This is a genomic window from Thauera butanivorans NBRC 103042 (assembly GCF_001591165.1).
Classification (GTDB): Bacteria; Pseudomonadota; Gammaproteobacteria; order Burkholderiales; family Rhodocyclaceae; genus Thauera; species Thauera butanivorans.
In genome coordinates this window covers 81,430-98,484 of record NZ_BCUG01000019.1, presented here as the reverse complement: position 1 = coordinate 98,484, position 17,055 = coordinate 81,430, and the positions used below count along the sequence as shown (strand labels likewise).

Below are 17,055 nucleotides of genomic sequence, written 5' to 3'. Positions count from 1 at the left end.
TTCTCAGCGCATCTTTTCCGGCTTCACCTTCGGCGTCAGCGGCGCGCCCTTGCGCGCACGGCGGTGGCGCAGCGGTTCGCGCTGGGCGGGCTTCAGTTCGATGGCGACCGCTCTGCCGCCACGGCCGCTGCCTTCGACGGTCAGCACCGCGTCGTCGGCCGGCACGGCGACGGCGGCCAGCGCCTCGCCTTCGTCCAGCGCCATCACGATCACGCCGCGGCCGCCGCTCTGGGTCTTCATCTCGGGGCGGGGGAAGACCAGCAGGCGGCCGTTTTCCGACGCGGCGGCGATCCAGTCGCCGTGGGCCTTGGCCGGTGGCAACACCTTCTCGCCCTTTTCAAGGTTCATGAAAGCCTTGCCGGCACGCTGGCGGCTGCTGGCGTCGCCGACGCTGCACTGGAAGCCATAGCCGCCGCTGTTGGCGAACAGCCAGACCGTCTCGGGCGCATCGCTGAGGACCTGCGCCAGCTTGCCGCCGTCCTGGAACTCCACCAGCGTGGTGATCGGCACGCCGTCGCCGCGTCCGCCGGGCAGTTCGGACACCTTGATCGTGTAGGCGCGGCCGTTGGTGTCGATGACGATCAGCGGCCAGGTGGTGCGCGTCTCGATCACGGCGAAGCCGAAGTCGCCGGCCTTGTAGCCGATGCCGGCGGGGTCGATGCCGTGGCCCTGGCGCGAGCGTACCCAGCCGTTCTTCGACACGATCACGGTGACGGGTTCGTCCGGTACCGCGATCTCGGCCGGCGCCACCGCGGCGACGGCTTCGACCAGGGTGCGGCGGTCGTCGCCGTATTTCTTCGCGTCGGCCTGGATTTCCTTCAGGATCAGGCGGGTCATCGCCGGGCGGCTGTCGAGGATGTGCTGCAGGCCGTCGCGTTCGTCGCGCAGTTCGGCCAGCTCCTTTTCGATCTTGAAGCCTTCCAGGCGCGCGAGCTGGCGCAGGCGGATTTCCAGGATGTCCTCGGCCTGCGTCTCGGACAGGCCGAAGGCGGCGATCAGCGCCGGCTTGGGTTCGTCCGACTCGCGGATCACGCGGATCACTTCCTCGATGTGCAGGAAGGCGATCATGCGGCCTTCGAGGATGTGGATGCGGCGGTCGACTTCGTCCAGGCGGTGGCGGGTGCGGCGTTCGATGGTGACGTAGCGGAAGTCGATCCATTCCTGCAGGACCTGCACCAGGTTCTTCTGCTGCGGCCGGCCATCGCGGCCGATCATCGTCATGTTGACCGAGGCCGAGGTCTCCAGGCTGGTGTGGGCCAGCAGCACCGCCATGAATTCGTCGCGGCTCTGGCGGCTGGACTTGGGTTCCAGCACGATGCGCACCGGCGCCTTGTCGCTGGATTCGTCGCGCACGGTGTCGAGCACGCCGAGTACGAGCTGCTTGAGGTTCTTCTGCTCCTGCGAGACGTCCTTCTTGCCGGCACGCGGCTGCGGGTTGGTCAGGGTCTCGATCTCGGACAGCACCTGCGCGGCCGACACGCCGTGCGGCAGCTCCTCGACGATCACCCGCCACTGGTTGCGGGCGAGTTCCTCGATCTTCCAGCGCGCGCGCAGGCGCAGGCTGCCGCGACCGGAGGCGTAGGCGTCGCGGATCGCCTCGGGCGAGGAAATGAGCTGGCCGCCGCCGGGGAAGTCCGGCCCGGGGATGATGCCGAGCACTTCGTCGAGCGTCGCTTCCGGATTGCGGATCAGGTGGCAGGCGGCTTCGGCCACTTCGCGCAGGTTGTGCGGCGGGATTTCGGTGGCCATGCCCACCGCGATGCCGGAGGCGCCGTTGAGCAGCACGAAGGGCAGGCGGGCCGGCAGCAGCTTCGGCTCCTCGAAGGCGCCGTCGTAGTTGGGGACGAAATCCACCGTGCCGCGGTCGATCTCGGACAGCAGCAGTTCGGCGATCGGCGTCAGGCGGCATTCGGTGTAGCGCATCGCCGCGGCGGAGTCGCCGTCGCGCGAACCGAAGTTGCCCTGGCCGTCGACCAGCGGATAACGCAGCGAGAAGTCCTGCGCCACCCGCACCATCGCGTCGTAGACGCTGCTGTCGCCGTGCGGATGGTATTTGCCGATCACGTCGCCGACCACGCGCGCCGACTTCACGTGCTTGGAGCCGGGCGACAGCCGCATCTCGTTCATCGCGTACAGGATGCGGCGTTGCACCGGCTTCAGCCCGTCCTCCACCTGCGGCAGTGCGCGTGATTTCACCACGCTCATGGCGTAGGCGAGATAGGCGCGCTCGGCATAGCGGTCGAGCGCCAGGGTGCCGTCGTCCTCTTCTGCCGGTTCAGGTGCGGCGGGCGGGGCAGGGGGGGGCGCCAGGCCGGCGTCGGCGGGCGGCAGCGTGGCAGAGGTATCGGGCGTGGCCGCAGCCTTGGCGTCGGCGGACGGTTCGGGCGTGCCGAACAGGTCGGAAGTGTCGTTGCTCATCGATCGAAGCGGCCCCGGATGTGCGGCCGCTGCTGCTGCGAAAGGGGGCGATCTTACCCCGAGCACGCGCCTGGGTGCGAGCCGATGCGCGGATGCACGGGAGTGGCTGGCGATCGAGGCGAAAGGTGATCAGGCCGGGATGAGGCATATGCTTGAACTTGCTGCTTCGATAAACCAGAATGGAACCATTCTGGTTTTATTGACGGAGGCTGACATGCCGGTTTCCCTTACGCTGAAGAACATTCCGGACGCGGTGTACGAGCGTCTGAAGGCTGCCGCGGAGCTGCATCGCCGCAGTCTGAACAACGAAGCCATCGTATGTCTGGAGTCCGTGCTGTTGCCGAACCGAGCTGTGTCTCACGACAGGCTGGCCCGCGCTCGCGAGCTTCGTGCCGGTTTGCCGCAAGGGCAGTTCAGCGCGAAGGACATCGACGAGGCCAAGCGCGCGGGGCGCAAATGATCGTCGTCGACAGCAATGTCCTGGCATACCTGTATCTGCCCGGAGACTTGACCGAGGCTGCGGAAGCCTTGCTGGAACGGGAGCCCGAATGGGCCGCTCCGCCACTGTGGCGAAGCGAGTTCCGGAACATCCTGGCGGGATACCTCCGTCGCGGGATGCTGACTTTTGAGCAGGTCTGCAGTTTGCAGGCGGAAGCCGAAGCCTTGATGGCAGGATTCGAATTCGAGGTGCTCTCGCACGACGTGCTGGATCTGGTCCGTGACAGCGCTTGCTCGGCCTGTGACTGCGAGTTCGTTGCATTGGCCAGGCGTTTCGATGTGAAGCTGGTGACGATGGACAGGAAAATACTCAAGGCATTTCCAGAGTTCGCTGTTGCTCTTGCAGGCTGATACCTCGAGTCGTTCCTGATCTGGCCGCATGCAGCGGCTCGATGTTCAGGCGTACAGGAAGGTCAGCCAGGCGGCGCCGGCGATTGTGGCCGGCAGCAGGCCGATTGCCATTCCTGGATTCGAGATAGCCGGACAGGCCCGTCTGTGGCGATAGGGTGAAGCTTGGTTTAGTATAGCCCCCTATACTATAGTCACGACGGAACCGGCCATGTCGCACACCATCCGCCAGAAGGAAAAGCTGATCGCCCGCATCAGGCGGATCAAGGGGCAGCTCGATGGCGTCGAGCGGGCGCTGGAGGCGGAGACCTCGTGCGGCGAGGTCCTGCGGCAACTCGCGTCGGCGCGTGGTGCGCTGACCGGGCTGACCGCGGAAGTGATGGAAGGCCACCTGCAGGAGCACGTCATCGAACCCGCAAGCGAGGATGAGCGCCGCGCAGGCGGACAGGAAATGATCGGCGTCATCCGGACCTACCTGAAATGAGCACGCATCCGAATGCAGCGGCGGCGGGGAATTTCCAGCCGTCCCATGAGCACGTTTTCCTCGGCCGCGATCACCATCGCAACGAGCGGCGGGTGTGGCTGGTGATCGCGCTGACGGCGGCGATGATGGTGGCGGAGATCGTGGCCGGGACGATATATGGCTCGATGGCCTTGGTTGCCGATGGCTGGCACATGTCCACCCATGCCGGTGCCTTGCTGATCACCGCGCTGGCCTATTCCTACGCCAGACGCCATGCGCGCAATGCCCGCTTCACCTTCGGCACCGGCAAGCTGGGCGACCTCGCCGGCTTCGCCAGCGCGGTGGTGCTGGCGCTGGTTGCGCTGCTGGTTGGCTGGGAGAGCCTGTCGCGGCTGGCCGATCCGGTGCCGATCAGCTTCAACCAGGCGATCCTGGTCGCGGTGCTGGGCCTGATCGTCAATCTGGTGTCGGCCTGGCTACTGAAGGATGACCATACGCATCATCACCATCACGGACATGGCCATGCGCACCACCATGACGACGGGCATGGCCATCACCACCACGGCCATACGCCCGACAACAATCTGCGCGCGGCCTACATGCACGTGCTGGCCGATGCGCTGACTTCGGTGCTGGCCATCGTCGCGCTGCTGCTTGGCCGCAGCTATGGCTGGCTGTGGGCCGATCCGTTGATGGGCGTGGTCGGCGCGCTGGTCATCGGCCGCTGGTCATGGGGTCTGATCCGCGACGCGGGCAGCGTGCTGCTGGATGCGGTGCCCGAAGGGGAGGAGGTGCGCGAAGAGATACGGGAAGCGCTCGCCGCCACCGGCGACAGGATCACCGACATCCACGTCTGGCAGGTGGGGCCAGGCCACTTCGCGGCGATCGTCTCGCTGGCCTCGGTCGCGCCGAAGGACTCGCAGACCTACAAGGCGATGCTCGCCCATATCCACGAGTTGTCGCATGTGACGCTGGAGACCGAATTGCTGCTCGATCCAGCCCTGGGAGAGGCGCGGTAGAGGATTCGTCGGGGGCTCACGATGCTGCAGGCCACGGCGCTGCCGGCTCATGCAGCAGCGGTTCGGCCCAGTTTTCGGCCCTGAGTCCGCCGATGCGGGCGAATTCGCGCGTGTTGTTGGTGACCAGGGTGCAGTCCAGCGCGAGCGCATGGGCGGCGATCTGGGTGTCGAGCGAGCCGATGGGGGCGCCGCTGCGTTCCAGTTCGGCGCGCAGGATGGCATATTTCCATACCGCTGCTTCGTCGAAGGGGGCGATGTCGAGCGGCAGCAGGAAGGCCTCCAGCGCTGCGCGGTTGCGCGCCGAATCGCTTTTGGCGACGCCGTAGGCCAGTTCGCAGGCGGTGATGACCGAGATGCCGATGTCGCCGATGGGGTGCGCTTCGAAGCGATGGCGGACGTGGGCCGGGCGGTGGTTGATCAGGTAGATGCAGATGTTGGTGTCGAGCATGTACCTCATGGCGCGATCGCCTCGCGTTGCTGCGGCGGCGGCTGCTCGCGCACCAGCTCGAAGCCGGGCTCGAACTGGTCGAGCGCATCGAACAGGGTTCGCCAGCCATGGCGCGGCAGCAGCACGACGGCATCGCCCACGCGCTTGACCATCACCTCGTCGCCGTCGAAGCGGTATTCCTTGGGCAGGCGGACAGCCTGGCTGCGGCCATTGATGAAGAGCTTGGCGGTATCCATGACGTTTTCTCCTGCCGGACGATGCTGGATGGAGTATATATCATCGATAGATTCCGGGGCAGGGAGAACGGTTTCTCCGTCCGCCGCCTGCGGGGCTCAGATGTCCGCTTCGACGCTGTCGCCCTTTTCCTCCATCCAGGCCCGCCGGCTCGAAGCTTCGCCCTTGCCCATCAGCAGCGTGAACATCTTCAGCGTGTCCTGCAGTGCACCGCCGCGCACCTTGACCGGCAGCACGCGGCGGGTGGCGGGATCCATGGTGGTTTCGCGCAGTTGGTCGGGGTTCATTTCGCCCAGGCCCTTGAAGCGGCCGATCTCGATGGCGTCGGGGCGGAAGCCTTCCTGCTCCAGGCGGTCGCGGATGGCGGTGAGTTCGCCTTCGTCCAGCGCGTACAGGCGGCGCGGCGGGCGCTTCTTGCCCTGGGCGGGGACGTCGACGCGGTACAGCGGCGGCTGCGCCACGTATACGTGGCCGCTTTCGATCAGCTTGGGGAAGTGGCGGAAGAACAGGGTCAGCAGCAGGGTCTGGATGTGGGCGCCGTCGACGTCGGCGTCGGACATGATGACGACCTTGCCGTAGCGCAGGCCCGAAAGGTCGACCTCGCTGTCGGCCTTGTGCGCGTCCACACCCAGGGCGACGGCGATGTCGTGGATCTCGGCATTGGCGAACAGGCGGTCGGGGTCGATTTCCCACGCGTTCTGCACCTTGCCACGCAGCGGCAGGATGGCCTGGGTCTCCTTGTTGCGCGCCATCTTGGCCGAGCCGCCGGCGGAGTCGCCTTCGACCAGGAAGAGCTCGTTGTCGGCGATGTCCTCGGATTCGCAGTCCGACAGCTTGCCCGGCAGCACGGCGACGCCCGAAGTTTTCTTCTTCTCGACTTTCTGCGCGCTCTTCTGCCGCGCCAGGGCCTGCTTGATCGACAGTTCGGCGATGGCCTTGCCGGCGTCGACGTGGTTGTTGAGCCAGATCTCGAAGGGGTCGCGCAACTGGCTGGAGACGAGCTTGACCGCCTCGCGCGAGTTGAGCTTTTCCTTCACCTGGCCCTGGAACTGCGGGTCGAGCAGGCGGGCCGACAGCACGAAGCTCATGCGCCCGCAGACGTCTTCCTGCTGTAGCTTGACGCCGCGCGGCAGCAGGGTGTGGTGGTCGATGAAGGACTTCATCGCCTCGAACACGCCGGCGCGCAGGCCGGACTCGTGGGTGCCGCCATTGACGGTCGGGATCAGGTTGACGTAGGACTCGCTCGGCACCGCGGATTCGAACCAGGCCAGCGCCCAGGCCGCGCCTTCGCCGGGGGCGAAGCTGCTGTCGTCCTTGCCGGCGTATTTCTCGGCGGTGAAGATCGGCGCGACCGCGTCGATGTCGCCGGCAAGTTCCTTCAGGTAGCCGGCCAGGCCTTCGGGATAAGTCCAGGTCTTGCTCTGCATGCCGCCGCCGGCCTGCTCGACGTCGAGCCGCACCGACACGCCGGACAGCAGCACGGCCTTGGAGCGCAGCAGGCGTTCGAGTTCGTGCATCGGCACGCGCGGCGATTCGAAGTATTTCGCGTCCGGCCACACGCGCACGCGGGTGCCGCTCTGGCGGCCGCAGTCGCCTTCGATGCGGACGGCGCCGATGTCCTCGCCGCCGTTGGCGAAGTCGATGCGGTGGATCTTGCCGTCGCGTCTGATCTCGACTTCGATGCGGGTCGACAGCGCATTGGTGACCGACACGCCGACGCCGTGCAGGCCGCCCGAGAAGGCATAGGCCGAGTTGCCTTCGCGCTTGTCGAACTTGCCGCCGGCGTGCAGCCGGGTATAGGCCAGCACCACCACCGGCACGCCTTCCTCCGGGTGCAGGCCGACCGGGATGCCGCGGCCGTCGTCGGCAACGGTGACCGAGCCGTCCAGGTGCAGGCTGACGTGGATCTTCTTCGCGAAGCCGGCCAGCGCCTCGTCGGCGGCGTTGTCGATGACTTCCTGGATGATGTGCGCCGGGCTGTCGGTGCGGGTGTACATGCCGGGGCGCTCGCGCACCGGCTCCAGTCCCTTCAGGACGCGGAAGGAGGATTCGTCGTATTGCTTGGGAGTGTCTTGCTTGCCAGCCATGCTGCGGGCCCGTCCGGTTTCACGAAGGGCGCAAGGATAGCAGAGCTGGATACTGGACGAATGTTCAGGCGCTGCCGAGGATGCGGCCGCCGCCGGTGGGCTTGGCGAGGCCGTCGGCGTCGTAGAGCTGCGGATGGTTGGCGGCCGACAGCAGCACGGTGAGCGCGGCCTGGTTGCCGGCCATGCGTTCGAGGATGAGTTGGCCGTTGAGGGCATTGCGGTCGCGCGCCTGGCGCGCGCGCGATATCACCTCGTCCCAGCGTGCCAGCACGCGCGGGAGGTTTGCGCAGATCTTGCGGATGGCGGCGTCGGACACGCCATGGCCCATGCGTGCCAGCAGCAGGGAGCGTTCGTCGTGCAGGCGCTGGAGCTGGCGGTAGCGTTCGTTCTTCTCGTTGGCGACATTGACCAGCGCATCGGTGTCGCCTTGCACGAGCAGGCCTTCCTCACGTTCGAGAATGGCCAGGAATTCGCCGAGCTGCATCGATTCGGCTTCGATCAGCAACGCAAGCCGTTGCTGATCGGCGGAGGGCGTGGGCGGGGCGGGCTGTTTCATCGTATCGTGCGCTTTCAGTGCGTGCGGAGCCGGATCTTACTCCCCGTTGCCCGCCGATGGATCAGCCGCGCGATTCGAGCATGTCCCTGACGCTGGCGATGAGGCCGTCCGCGATGCGGTTGGCGTCGATCTTGAAGCGGCCTTCGGAGATCGCCTGACGGATCTCGTCCACACGCTTCTGGTCGACCTCGGACGATTCCGAAATCGCGCTTTCAGCCTTCTTCATCAGCGTGGCGAGCGGGGAAAGCTGCACGCTGTCGCCACTGGCCTGCACCGGGGCCCTGCCGGGCTGCGCAGGCGTGCGGGCATCCTGTACCTGCGAGGGAACATAGGCTTTGCCCGTGTTCTCGATTTTCATGATGGTCTCCAAAAACCCATTGACACGAATGGGTAGACGGCCGCGTTTCGTGAAACTTTAGTGATTTATTTCACACCCGGCCAAAAAACGCGGTGACGGCCTAGAAATCGACATCCACCGCGCCGTCGGGCCGTACCCGCCCTTGCACGATCTGGCCGTTGCCGAGCCGGATGCGGACCCGTTCGCCGGGGGCCGCGCCGTTCAGGGCCTGGCCTTCGCCCGATACCGCAAAGCCCGGCCCTCGCGTCACCACAGGAACGGTCTGCCCGCGGCGCACCGCGTCCGGCAGGCGCAGGCTTCCCGCGCGCAGCGGTGCGCCGGCCGCCTGGGCAAAGCGCGTGGCGTGGCCGAGCGCCTGTTCGGGCGCGGTCAGCACGTTGTCGGGCAGGGCGCTGAGTTCGCCCTCGCGCATTTCGACGTCGGCCGTGCCGATGATCTCGGCCGAGCGCAGGGCACGGGTGGTGACCAGGTAGGGGCCGAAGACCTGGACCCGGGCCTGTACCCAGGCCGTCCATGCGGCCGGTGCGTTGCAGCGCACGCCGACGCTCACCTGCCCCCAGGCGCGGGTGCCGGGCTGGAGAAAGGCTTCGAGCGCCGTACACGGCGGAAGCCGGTTGTCCGGGTCGAAGGCGCGGACGCCGATCCGTACGTCGCCGGGCAGGCCCTGGACTTCCCGTTCCAGAAAGCCGCGGACGGCCGCTTCGACTGCCTCGGGGGGCTGGTGGGCGGCGGCCGGGAGGAAGAGGGCGAAAAGCACGAGGGACGACACACCGCGCCACAGGGCGGCAGGGCGTGGGAGCGGACGGTTCATGGGGCGGATTGCAGCATGCCTCTTCCAGCGAGGCAAGCCGCGTGCGGGCAGGGCTGCGGGAAGCTGGCGGCAGGAAGGGGGGGGCAGGTTTTGCCGCCCGTGTCCGCAAGCGGCAGATTTGGGCGGTTTTCCTCCGCCTTATCCGGCGAGGGCGAAAGCGGGCCGGGGCTTAGCATCGCTGGCATGAAAGCTGCACCTTCCATAGCCATCGATTGCGTTCCCCATTCGCGGGGCGCGGCACTTCCATCCGCGAGGTAAGGCGATGAAGACCCTGCTCGACAACCAGATGCGCTTCCACCAGGCGGCATTCAATCTCCAGGCCCATCGCCAGGAACTGCTGGCGTCGAACATCGCCAATGCCGACACGCCGCACTACAAGGCGCGCGATATCGATTTCCGCAGCGCCCTCGACAGTGCGCTGGGCAATGCGCCCGGCGGCGGCCTGCCCGGCGTGGCGCTCGACACCACGCACCGCGGCCACATCGCCGGCGGCGGCGCACCGGGCGCCGACAGCTTCACGCTGTACCGCACCGAACTCCAGTCCGCCGTCGACGGCAATACCGTCAACATGGACGTCGAGCGCGCGGCCTTCGCCGAGAACTCGCTGCGCTACGAGGCGAGCGTGACCTTCATCAACGGCATGCTGCGTTCGATGAACACGGCGCTCACCGGCCAGTAAGGAGCTTCATCATGAGCATGCTCAACGTTTTCCAGATCGCCGGCTCGGCGCTCAATGCCCAGTCGCTGCGGCTCAACACCACGGCCTCCAACCTTGCCAACGCCGACAGCGTGACCACCGAGACGGGCGAACCCTACCGCGCCAAGCAGGTCGTCTTCGCCGCCCGCCAGATGGCGGGGCCGGCTTCGGTCGGCGTGCAGGTGACCCAGATCGTCGACAGCGCGGCGCCGATGCGGCTGGTGTACGAGCCGAACAATCCGGCGGCGAACGTCGAAGGCTATGTCGAAATGCCCAACGTGAACGTCGCCGAGGAGATGGTGAACATGATCTCGGCCTCGCGTTCGTACCAGAACAACGCCGAGATCATGAATACGGCACGGACATTGCTTCAACGTACCCTGCAGATCGGACAGTAAGCGCTGTCCGGCAAATGATGCCGTGAGCAGGAGAGATTCATGACCACCGTCTCGAACAACACGACAGCGGAAAACGTACTGTCCAAGCTGGCCCGCAGCGAACCCGTGCAGGCGGCGGAAGAGGACATGCAGGGCCGTTTTCTCAAGCTGCTGACCACCCAGCTCCAGAACCAGGATCCGATGAATCCGATGGAGAACGCCGAGTTGACCTCGCAGCTCGCGCAGATGAGCACGGTCGATGGCATCGAGCGCCTCAACAAGATGGTGCAGTCCTTCTTCGATTCGCAGGCTTCGTCCGAGGGCCTGAACGCTGCGGCGCTGATCGGGCGCGGCGTGCTGGTCGAGGGCCAGCGCGTGGTGCTGACCGAGGCCGGCGGGATCGGCGGCTTCGAAATCGACGGCCCGGCGGATACCACGACGCTGACGATCAGGGACAGTTCGGGCCTGGTTGTCAAGCAGATGGTCTTCGACGGCCTCGAGGCCGGCAGCCACAACTTCGTCTGGGACGGCACGGCGGAAGACGGCTCGCGCGCGGCCGACGGCGTCTACACGCTGTCCCTGTCGGCGACGCGTGGCGACGACAAGGTCGAGGGGCGCACGCTGCAGTTCGGCGCCGTCACCAGCATCGTTCGCGGCACCAAGGGCACCGACCTGCAGGTGGGCGACCTCGGCCTGTTCAAGTTGGACGACATCAAGCAGATCCTCTGATCCGGAGCACCGATCATGGCATTCCAGCAAGGCCTCAGCGGCCTGAACTCCTCCTCCAAGGCGCTCGACGTCATCTCGAACAACGTCGCCAACGCCAGCACCGTGGGCTTCAAGAACTCCGGCACGGTGTTCGCGGACGCCTATGCCTCGTCGCTCACCGGCGCCGTGTCGAAAATCCAGATCGGCATCGGCAGCGCGGTGCAGGCGGTGCGCCAGGCCTTCACCCAGGGCAACGTCACCACCACCAGCAACCCGCTGGACATGGCGATCAACGGCAACGGCTTCTTCGAGATCGAACTGCAGAACGGCGGCTACGCGCTGTCGCGCAACGGGCAGTTCGACATCAACAAGGAAGGCTACATCGTCACCTCGCTCGGCGACCGTCTGATGGGCTACCAGGCGATCGATCCGGTGTCGGGCGACGTCTATGCGCCGGCAACGGCCTCGGTGGATACCTTCCGGCCGCTGATCGTGCCCGCCTCGGGCGTGGGGGCGATAGAGACCTCGGAAATCAGCCTGAACCTGAACCTCAGCGCCGATGCCGAAGTGATTCCGACGCCGGCGCCGCCGGCCGCGGCGATCGATCCGTCGGACCCGCTGACCTACACGTACTCAACCGGAATCCCGATCTTCGATTCACTGGGCAAGGAGCACACGCTGTCCTTCTACTTCGTGCGCCGCAGCGACGTCGTCGACACCACGACGGCGCCCCCGACCTACAGCGAATGGGATGCCTACACCGTCGTCGACAACGACACCAGCACGCTCACCCACAATTCCACGATCGGTTTCGATGGTGTGGGCCGGGTGGCCGCGGTCACGCCGCATGTGACGGCGGGCGTCACGCCGCCGACCAACGGCTCGGTGTTCAGCGCGCTGCTGGGGACGGACGCGGTCAACCCGAACGAGTCCACGCTGGGGCTGAACGCCATCACGCAGTTCGGCGGCGAGTCCAAACCGCGCGAACTGAAGCAGGACGGGGCCCCGCCGGGAGAAATATCCGGCCTGTCGATCAGCCGCAACGGCATCATCCAGGCGCGCTACTCGAACGGCGACACCAAGGACGTCGGCATCGTCAACCTGACCACCGTGCGCAACAACAACGGCTTGTCGCCCATCGGCAACAACTACTGGGTCGAGACGCCGGAGTCTGGCGGCTTCGCGCGGGGCACGCCGGGCAACGGCATGAACGGCGTCATCTCCGCCGGCCAGGTCGAGGAGTCGAACGTCGACCTGACCCAGGAACTGGTGCAGATGATCATCCAGCAGCGCAACTACCAGGCCAATGCGCAGTCGATCCGCACGCAGGACCAGATCCTGCAGACGCTGGTCAACCTGCGCTGATGGCGGCAGGGGTTCGTTCCGGGCAGCCCGGGCAGGGGGAGTAGAGCATGGACCGTCTGATCTATACGGCGATGACCGGCGCCACTGGGACGATGAACCAGCAGGCGGCGGTGTCGAACAACATCGCCAATGCCGCGTCCACCGGCTTTCGCGCACAGATGCACAAGCTGCGCGGCGTGGAAATCCAGACCGAGGCCTTCCGCTCGCGTTCGTTCGCGGTCGACGCCAGCATTGCCAACGACTTCACCCCGGGGCCGATCCAGTACACCGGCCGGCCCTACGACGTGGCGGTGGAAGGCAAGGGCTGGCTGGCCGTGCAACTGCCCGACGGCAGCGAAGGCTATACCCGCGACGGCAGCCTCACGCTGAGCCCCGCCGGCATCCTGCAGACCCGCGACGGGTTGCCGGTGGCAGGCGACGGCGGGCCGATCGCGCTGCCGCCCGATACCGAGATCGTCATCGGCCGCGACGGCTCGGTGTCGTCCATCGACCCGAACGGCAACATCGTCAATATCGTCGCCCGGCTCAAGCTGGTGAATCCGCCCGAGGCCGAACTGGTGCGTGGCGATGACGGCCTGTTCCGGCTCGCCGGCGGCGCGCCGGCGCCGGCGGACGAGAACGTGCAGGTCGCGGGCGGCTACCTCGAAGGCAGCAACGTCAATGTCGCCGACCAGATGGTGCAGATGATCTCGCTCGCGCGGCAGTTCGAGATGCAGGTCCGCATGCTGCAAACGGCCGAAGCCAACGACCGTGCCGCCACGCAGGTGCTGGCTGCGCGCTGAGGCGCACGCGGGCGCCGATGCCCGCCGTCCGCCCCCTTGCGCATGATTAGCACGGTTTTTGCGTTGTTTATCGCGGGATGGCCGTGGCCGGCAAGGGCCTAGACTGATCCCGTGCAAGAAGCGGCAATCGCCGCCGCGTGCCGGCAAGGCCTGCCGGCACGGCAACGCAGAACAGAGGACTCCATCATGATCCGCTCCCTGTGGACCGCCCGTACCGGGCTCGATGCCCAGCAGACTTCGCTGGACGTGATCTCCAACAACCTCGCCAACGTCTCGACCAACGGCTACAAGCGCCAGCGCGCAGTGTTCGAGGATCTGCTGTACCAGACGATCCGCCAGCCGGGGGCGCAGACCACGCAGCAGACCCAGGTGTCGAGCGGTCTGCAGATCGGTACCGGCGTGAGGCCGGTGGCCACCGAGCGCATCTTCACCCAGGGCAGTCCGCAGCAGACGGGCGGCGCGCTCGACCTCGCGATACAGGGCAACGGTTTCCTGCAGATCGCGATGCCCGACGGCACCACGGCCTACACCCGCGACGGTGCGCTGCAGCTCGACAACCAGGGCAACGTCATCACCGCCAGCGGCTATCCGCTGCTCGACGCCATTCAGATCCCCGCCGATGCCACGCAGATCTCCATCGGCAAGGACGGCACCGTCACCGTCAAGCTGCCCAACCAGATCGAGATGCAGCCCGTCGGCCAGATCCAGCTCGCCACCTTCGTCAATCCGGGCGGCCTGCAGAGCATGGGCGAGAACCTGTTCTACGAGACGGCGTCGAGCGGCGAGGCCACGCCGACCGAGCCGGGCACCAATGGCGCGGGCGTCATCAACCAGGGCTACGTCGAGAACTCGAACGTCAACGTCGCCGAGGAACTCGTCAGCATGATCGTCACGCAGCGCGCCTACGAGCTGAATTCGCGCGCCATCTCCACGTCCGACCAGATGCTGGGCCGGCTCACCCAGCTGTGAGCGCATCGCCATGAAACCGCTGTCCGCATTCTGGCTTGCCGCCGCGCTGGCGCTGCTGTCGGGCTGCGCCGCCATCGAAACCGTGCCGCCGACCGCCGTGCATCAGCCGATGAGCGTGCGCCCGGACGGCCAGGCTCCGGCACCCGCCGCGAACGGCGCCATCTACCAGGCGGCGCTGGCGCGCCCGCTGTTCGAGGACAGGCGCGCGCGCCATGTCGGCGACATCATCACGATCAACCTGGTCGAGCGCAACACCGCGACCAAGAGCGCCAACACCAGCGCAACGCGCAGCTCCGAAATGACGGGCGGCATCACCGCCTCCTCGCGCCTGCCGCTGGGCGGGCTCAATGGGCTGAACGTCGAGGCCGGGGTCGATTCCGGCTTCAACGGCGCCGGCAGCGCCCGCGCCAACAACGCCTTCAACGGCACGATCACGGTCACGGTCATCGACGTCTACGCCAACGGCAACCTGCTGGTGTCGGGCGAGAAGATGCTGGCGATCAACCAGGGCAACGAATTCATCCGCTTCTCGGGCGTGGTCGACCCCAACACCGTCACGTCGACCAATACGGTGCAGTCGATCCAGGTCGCCGATGCGCGCATCGAATACCGCGGCACCGGCGTCATCGACCAGTCCAACACCATGGGCTGGCTGCAGCGCTTCTTCCTCGCCATCCTGCCTTTCTGAACGGGGCCAGACATGAACGCCTTCCGATCCCTGCTGACGCGCGCGCTGGTGGTGGCCGTGGCGGCCGGCATCTTCTTCGTGTCGGCGGCCGAAGCCGCGCCCGAGCGCATCAAGGACCTGGCCACCATCGCCGGCGTGCGCGAGAACCAGCTCGTCGGCTATGGCCTGGTGGTCGGCCTCGACGGCAGCGGCGACCAGACCACGCAGACGCCCTTCACCAAGCAGAGCATCGTCAACATGCTGGGCAACATGGGCGTCACCGTGCCGCAGGGCACCAACATGCAGTTGAAGAACGTCGCCGCGGTGATGGTGACGGCCAGCCTGCCGGCCTTCGCCCGGCCCGGCCAGGCGATCGACGTCACCGTGTCCTCGATCGGCAACGCCAAGAGTCTGCGCGGCGGCACGCTGGTGATGACGCCGCTGAAAGGCGCGGACGGCCAGGTGTATGCGGTGGCCCAGGGCAACCTCGCCGTCGGCGGCGCGGGCGGCGCGGCGGGCGGCGCGGCGCAGACCATCAACCATTTGGCGGCAGGGCGGATTCCCGGCGGCGCCACGGTGGAGCGCGGCGTGGCCGCGTCGGTCGGGCAGGGCGACTTCGTCATGGTCGAGCTCAATGAAGCCGATTTCCACACCGCCGGCAAGGTGGTCGATGCCATCAACGCGATTGCGCCGGGCTCGGCCTATGCGCTGGACGGCCGCAGCATCCAGGTCATGGCGCCGCAGGACGTGTCGCGCCGCGTGGCCTTCCTCGGCCGGATCGAGAACCTGAGGGTGGCACCGGGCGAGCAGATCGCCAAGGTCATCGTCAATTCGCGCACCGGCTCGGTGGTCATGAACCAGCGCGTGACGCTGCAGAACGTGGCGGTGTCGCACGGCAACCTCACCGTCACCGTCGACAGCCAGACCGAAGTCAGCCAGCCGGCGCCGTTCTCGCGCGGCGAGACGGTGGCGGCGCAGAACCAGGGCCAGGTCGACATCCGCCAGGACGGCGGCAGCATCCACAACGTGCGTGCCGGCGGCAATCTGGCCGACGTGGTCAAGGCGCTCAACGCATTGGGCGCCAAGCCGATGGACCTGGTCAGCATCCTGCAGGCGATGAAGGCGGCCGGCGCGCTGCGCGCCGAGCTGGAAATCATCTGAGGGCGGGCCATGAACGCCGGCGTCCAGCTCAACGCCCTCGATCCCAACTCGCTCGGCGAGCTGCAGCGGCTCGCCCGCAGCGAAGGCCGCTCGAATGAGGCCTTGCGCGCGGCCTCGAAGCAGTTCGAGGCCTTGTTCATGCAGATGATGCTGAAGTCGATGCGCGACGCCACGCCGCAGAACAGCCTGCTCGACAGTGACCAGACCCGCATGTACCAGAGCCTGCTCGACCAGCAGATGGCACTGAACCTGTCGCAGGGGCGCGGCACCGGCCTCGCCGATACCCTGTTCCGCCAGCTTGGCGGCAAGGATGAAGGTGCGGCGGGTACGGATGCCCTGGCGGCGCCCGCACAGGCCGGGCAGACCGGGCAGGGCGGCAAGGATGGCTTTCCGCTTGCCGGCGTGCTTCGCGGCGCGGCAATATCTGCCGCCGCGCGGCGCGCGGTGCCGGTTCAGGCCCGTGCCGAGGCTGCTGCGCCGGCTGCCTCCGGCGATGCCAGGGCGGCCGGCGGCGGCGTGCTCGAAGCCGGCTTCAGGGAGGCGATCCAGCGCGTGCGCCAGCTTGGCGGCGCGGTGTCGGACAAGGTCCGCGGCTTCGTCGCCGAGGTGTGGCCGCATGCCGTCGAAGCCAGCAAGCGCACCGGCATCCCGCCCGCCTTCATGGTGGCGCAGGCGGCGCTGGAAACGGGCTGGGGCGAGAAGCAGTTGCGCCATGCCGACGGCAGCCCCAGCCACAACCTGTTCAACATCAAGGCCGGCTCGGCCTGGCGCGGCCGCACCGTCGACCGCGAGGTCACCGAATATGCCGACGGCCGCCCCTATGCCGAAGCGGCACGCTTCCGCTCGTATTCGTCCTATGCCGAATCCTTCCGCGACTATGCCAGCCTGATGGCGCGCAGCCCGCGCTACGCCGGCGTGCTGGGCCAGACCGATGCTGCCGGCTTCGCCCGCAGCCTGCAGGATGCCGGCTATGCCACCGATCCGCAGTACGCCGACAAGCTCACCCGCATCATCGGCGGCAGCACGCTGCGCAGCGCACTGGCCGGCATCGGCTGAGCCTGCCGCTCCGGATGGCCGCATGAATTGCCG

Annotated in this window: 20 protein-coding genes; 13 read left to right on the top strand and 7 right to left on the bottom strand. The window is 67.1% G+C overall.

The window, feature by feature from the left end; genetic code table 11:
* Window positions 1-3: 3 nt before the first annotated feature.
* Window positions 4-2,418: a DNA topoisomerase IV subunit A gene (parC, locus tag TBU01S_RS09575; protein WP_068636409.1), complete on the bottom strand. Its 2,415-nt coding sequence runs from the start codon at window positions 2,416-2,418 to the stop codon at window positions 4-6.
* Window positions 2,419-2,566: 148 nt separating this feature from the next.
* On the opposite strand from parC, the gene TBU01S_RS09570 reads away from it, so the two are divergent.
* The 4 genes from TBU01S_RS09570 to dmeF all read left to right on the top strand — a co-directional run bounded on the left by TBU01S_RS09570 (window position 2,567) and on the right by dmeF (window position 4,746).
* Window positions 2,567-2,878 carry a FitA-like ribbon-helix-helix domain-containing protein gene (locus TBU01S_RS09570; protein ID WP_245650885.1) on the top strand — a complete coding sequence of 104 codons (312 nt, stop codon included), beginning with the start codon at window positions 2,567-2,569 and terminating at the stop codon, window positions 2,876-2,878.
* Entirely contained in the window at window positions 2,875-3,267 is a 393-nt protein-coding gene (locus tag TBU01S_RS09565) for a type II toxin-antitoxin system VapC family toxin (RefSeq protein ID WP_068636408.1), read from the top strand. The genes TBU01S_RS09570 and TBU01S_RS09565 overlap by 4 nt, the downstream gene beginning before the upstream one ends.
* A 208-nt stretch (window positions 3,268-3,475) precedes the next feature.
* Window positions 3,476-3,748: a metal/formaldehyde-sensitive transcriptional repressor gene (locus TBU01S_RS09560; RefSeq protein ID WP_068636407.1), complete on the top strand. Its 273-nt coding sequence runs from the start codon at window positions 3,476-3,478 to the stop codon at window positions 3,746-3,748.
* Window positions 3,745-4,746 (top strand): CDF family Co(II)/Ni(II) efflux transporter DmeF, encoded by a 1,002-nt coding sequence (gene dmeF, locus TBU01S_RS09555; RefSeq protein ID WP_068636406.1) that lies wholly within the window; start codon window positions 3,745-3,747, stop codon window positions 4,744-4,746. Before TBU01S_RS09560 ends, dmeF begins: the two co-directional genes overlap by 4 nt.
* A gap of 16 nt (window positions 4,747-4,762) precedes the next feature.
* Here dmeF and vapC read toward each other — a convergent pair whose 3' ends face one another.
* From vapC to flgA, 6 genes are all read right to left on the bottom strand, one after another.
* Window positions 4,763-5,203 carry a type II toxin-antitoxin system tRNA(fMet)-specific endonuclease VapC gene (gene vapC / locus TBU01S_RS09550; protein WP_068636405.1) on the bottom strand — a complete coding sequence of 147 codons (441 nt, stop codon included), beginning with the start codon at window positions 5,201-5,203 and terminating at the stop codon, window positions 4,763-4,765.
* Window positions 5,200-5,430, bottom strand: a complete 231-nt coding sequence (locus TBU01S_RS09545; RefSeq protein WP_068636404.1) for an antitoxin — start codon at window positions 5,428-5,430, stop codon at window positions 5,200-5,202. Before TBU01S_RS09545 ends, vapC begins: the two co-directional genes overlap by 4 nt.
* A gap of 96 nt (window positions 5,431-5,526) precedes the next feature.
* A complete protein-coding gene (locus tag TBU01S_RS09540) occupies window positions 5,527-7,515 on the bottom strand; it encodes a DNA topoisomerase IV subunit B (RefSeq protein ID WP_068636403.1) in 1,989 nt (662 codons plus the stop codon).
* A 64-nt stretch (window positions 7,516-7,579) separates the two neighbouring features.
* On the bottom strand, window positions 7,580-8,071 hold the full coding sequence (locus TBU01S_RS09535) for a flagella synthesis protein FlgN (RefSeq protein WP_028792488.1): 492 nt from the start codon (window positions 8,069-8,071) through the stop codon (window positions 7,580-7,582).
* A 61-nt stretch (window positions 8,072-8,132) separates the two neighbouring features.
* A complete protein-coding gene (flgM, locus tag TBU01S_RS09530; RefSeq protein ID WP_004335275.1) occupies window positions 8,133-8,429 on the bottom strand; it encodes a flagellar biosynthesis anti-sigma factor FlgM in 297 nt (98 codons plus the stop codon).
* Between the two features lie 100 nt (window positions 8,430-8,529).
* Window positions 8,530-9,240, bottom strand: a complete 711-nt coding sequence (gene flgA / locus TBU01S_RS09525; RefSeq protein ID WP_068636402.1) for a flagellar basal body P-ring formation chaperone FlgA — start codon at window positions 9,238-9,240, stop codon at window positions 8,530-8,532.
* Window positions 9,241-9,502: 262 nt separating this feature from the next.
* On the opposite strand from flgA, the gene flgB reads away from it, so the two are divergent.
* From flgB to flgJ, 9 genes are all read left to right on the top strand, one after another.
* Window positions 9,503-9,919, top strand: a complete 417-nt coding sequence (gene flgB, locus TBU01S_RS09520) for a flagellar basal body rod protein FlgB (RefSeq protein WP_004335280.1) — start codon at window positions 9,503-9,505, stop codon at window positions 9,917-9,919.
* Window positions 9,920-9,930: 11 nt separating this feature from the next.
* The gene (gene flgC / locus TBU01S_RS09515) at window positions 9,931-10,335 is read left to right on the top strand and encodes a flagellar basal body rod protein FlgC (protein ID WP_068636401.1); all 405 of its coding nucleotides are present in this window, start codon (window positions 9,931-9,933) and stop codon (window positions 10,333-10,335) included.
* Between the two features lie 39 nt (window positions 10,336-10,374).
* On the top strand, window positions 10,375-11,043 hold the full coding sequence (locus TBU01S_RS09510) for a flagellar hook assembly protein FlgD (RefSeq protein ID WP_004335288.1): 669 nt from the start codon (window positions 10,375-10,377) through the stop codon (window positions 11,041-11,043).
* Window positions 11,044-11,058: 15 nt separating this feature from the next.
* Window positions 11,059-12,387, top strand: a complete 1,329-nt coding sequence (gene flgE, locus TBU01S_RS09505; RefSeq protein ID WP_068636400.1) for a flagellar hook protein FlgE — start codon at window positions 11,059-11,061, stop codon at window positions 12,385-12,387.
* A gap of 47 nt (window positions 12,388-12,434) precedes the next feature.
* Window positions 12,435-13,169 (top strand): flagellar basal-body rod protein FlgF, encoded by a 735-nt coding sequence (flgF, locus tag TBU01S_RS09500; protein ID WP_004335294.1) that lies wholly within the window; start codon window positions 12,435-12,437, stop codon window positions 13,167-13,169.
* Between the two features lie 186 nt (window positions 13,170-13,355).
* Window positions 13,356-14,138 (top strand): flagellar basal-body rod protein FlgG, encoded by a 783-nt coding sequence (gene flgG, locus TBU01S_RS09495; RefSeq protein WP_068636399.1) that lies wholly within the window; start codon window positions 13,356-13,358, stop codon window positions 14,136-14,138.
* Window positions 14,139-14,148: 10 nt separating this feature from the next.
* Window positions 14,149-14,826 carry a flagellar basal body L-ring protein FlgH gene (locus tag TBU01S_RS09490; RefSeq protein ID WP_068636398.1) on the top strand — a complete coding sequence of 226 codons (678 nt, stop codon included), beginning with the start codon at window positions 14,149-14,151 and terminating at the stop codon, window positions 14,824-14,826.
* Window positions 14,827-14,838: 12 nt separating this feature from the next.
* The gene (locus TBU01S_RS09485; protein WP_068636397.1) at window positions 14,839-15,966 is read left to right on the top strand and encodes a flagellar basal body P-ring protein FlgI; all 1,128 of its coding nucleotides are present in this window, start codon (window positions 14,839-14,841) and stop codon (window positions 15,964-15,966) included.
* A gap of 9 nt (window positions 15,967-15,975) precedes the next feature.
* Entirely contained in the window at window positions 15,976-17,022 is a 1,047-nt protein-coding gene (flgJ, locus tag TBU01S_RS09480; protein ID WP_068636396.1) for a flagellar assembly peptidoglycan hydrolase FlgJ, read from the top strand.
* Window positions 17,023-17,055: the final 33 nt, after the last annotated feature.

What these genes read in the sequence shown, in the direction of transcription:
- parC (WP_068636409.1), bottom strand. Translation starts at nt 2,418, where the DNA reads ATGAGCAACGACACTTCCGACCTGTTCGGCACGCCCGAACCGTCCGCC.
- TBU01S_RS09570 (WP_245650885.1), top strand. Translation starts at nt 2,567, where the DNA reads ATGCTTGAACTTGCTGCTTCGATAAACCAGAATGGAACCATTCTGGTT.
- TBU01S_RS09565 (WP_068636408.1), top strand. Translation starts at nt 2,875, where the DNA reads ATGATCGTCGTCGACAGCAATGTCCTGGCATACCTGTATCTGCCCGGA.
- TBU01S_RS09560 (WP_068636407.1), top strand. Translation starts at nt 3,476, where the DNA reads ATGTCGCACACCATCCGCCAGAAGGAAAAGCTGATCGCCCGCATCAGG.
- dmeF (WP_068636406.1), top strand. Translation starts at nt 3,745, where the DNA reads ATGAGCACGCATCCGAATGCAGCGGCGGCGGGGAATTTCCAGCCGTCC.
- vapC (WP_068636405.1), bottom strand. Translation starts at nt 5,203, where the DNA reads ATGAGGTACATGCTCGACACCAACATCTGCATCTACCTGATCAACCAC.
- TBU01S_RS09545 (WP_068636404.1), bottom strand. Translation starts at nt 5,430, where the DNA reads ATGGATACCGCCAAGCTCTTCATCAATGGCCGCAGCCAGGCTGTCCGC.
- TBU01S_RS09540 (WP_068636403.1), bottom strand. Translation starts at nt 7,515, where the DNA reads ATGGCTGGCAAGCAAGACACTCCCAAGCAATACGACGAATCCTCCTTC.
- TBU01S_RS09535 (WP_028792488.1), bottom strand. Translation starts at nt 8,071, where the DNA reads ATGAAACAGCCCGCCCCGCCCACGCCCTCCGCCGATCAGCAACGGCTT.
- flgM (WP_004335275.1), bottom strand. Translation starts at nt 8,429, where the DNA reads ATGAAAATCGAGAACACGGGCAAAGCCTATGTTCCCTCGCAGGTACAG.
- flgA (WP_068636402.1), bottom strand. Translation starts at nt 9,240, where the DNA reads ATGAACCGTCCGCTCCCACGCCCTGCCGCCCTGTGGCGCGGTGTGTCG.
- flgB (WP_004335280.1), top strand. Translation starts at nt 9,503, where the DNA reads ATGAAGACCCTGCTCGACAACCAGATGCGCTTCCACCAGGCGGCATTC.
- flgC (WP_068636401.1), top strand. Translation starts at nt 9,931, where the DNA reads ATGAGCATGCTCAACGTTTTCCAGATCGCCGGCTCGGCGCTCAATGCC.
- TBU01S_RS09510 (WP_004335288.1), top strand. Translation starts at nt 10,375, where the DNA reads ATGACCACCGTCTCGAACAACACGACAGCGGAAAACGTACTGTCCAAG.
- flgE (WP_068636400.1), top strand. Translation starts at nt 11,059, where the DNA reads ATGGCATTCCAGCAAGGCCTCAGCGGCCTGAACTCCTCCTCCAAGGCG.
- flgF (WP_004335294.1), top strand. Translation starts at nt 12,435, where the DNA reads ATGGACCGTCTGATCTATACGGCGATGACCGGCGCCACTGGGACGATG.
- flgG (WP_068636399.1), top strand. Translation starts at nt 13,356, where the DNA reads ATGATCCGCTCCCTGTGGACCGCCCGTACCGGGCTCGATGCCCAGCAG.
- TBU01S_RS09490 (WP_068636398.1), top strand. Translation starts at nt 14,149, where the DNA reads ATGAAACCGCTGTCCGCATTCTGGCTTGCCGCCGCGCTGGCGCTGCTG.
- TBU01S_RS09485 (WP_068636397.1), top strand. Translation starts at nt 14,839, where the DNA reads ATGAACGCCTTCCGATCCCTGCTGACGCGCGCGCTGGTGGTGGCCGTG.
- flgJ (WP_068636396.1), top strand. Translation starts at nt 15,976, where the DNA reads ATGAACGCCGGCGTCCAGCTCAACGCCCTCGATCCCAACTCGCTCGGC.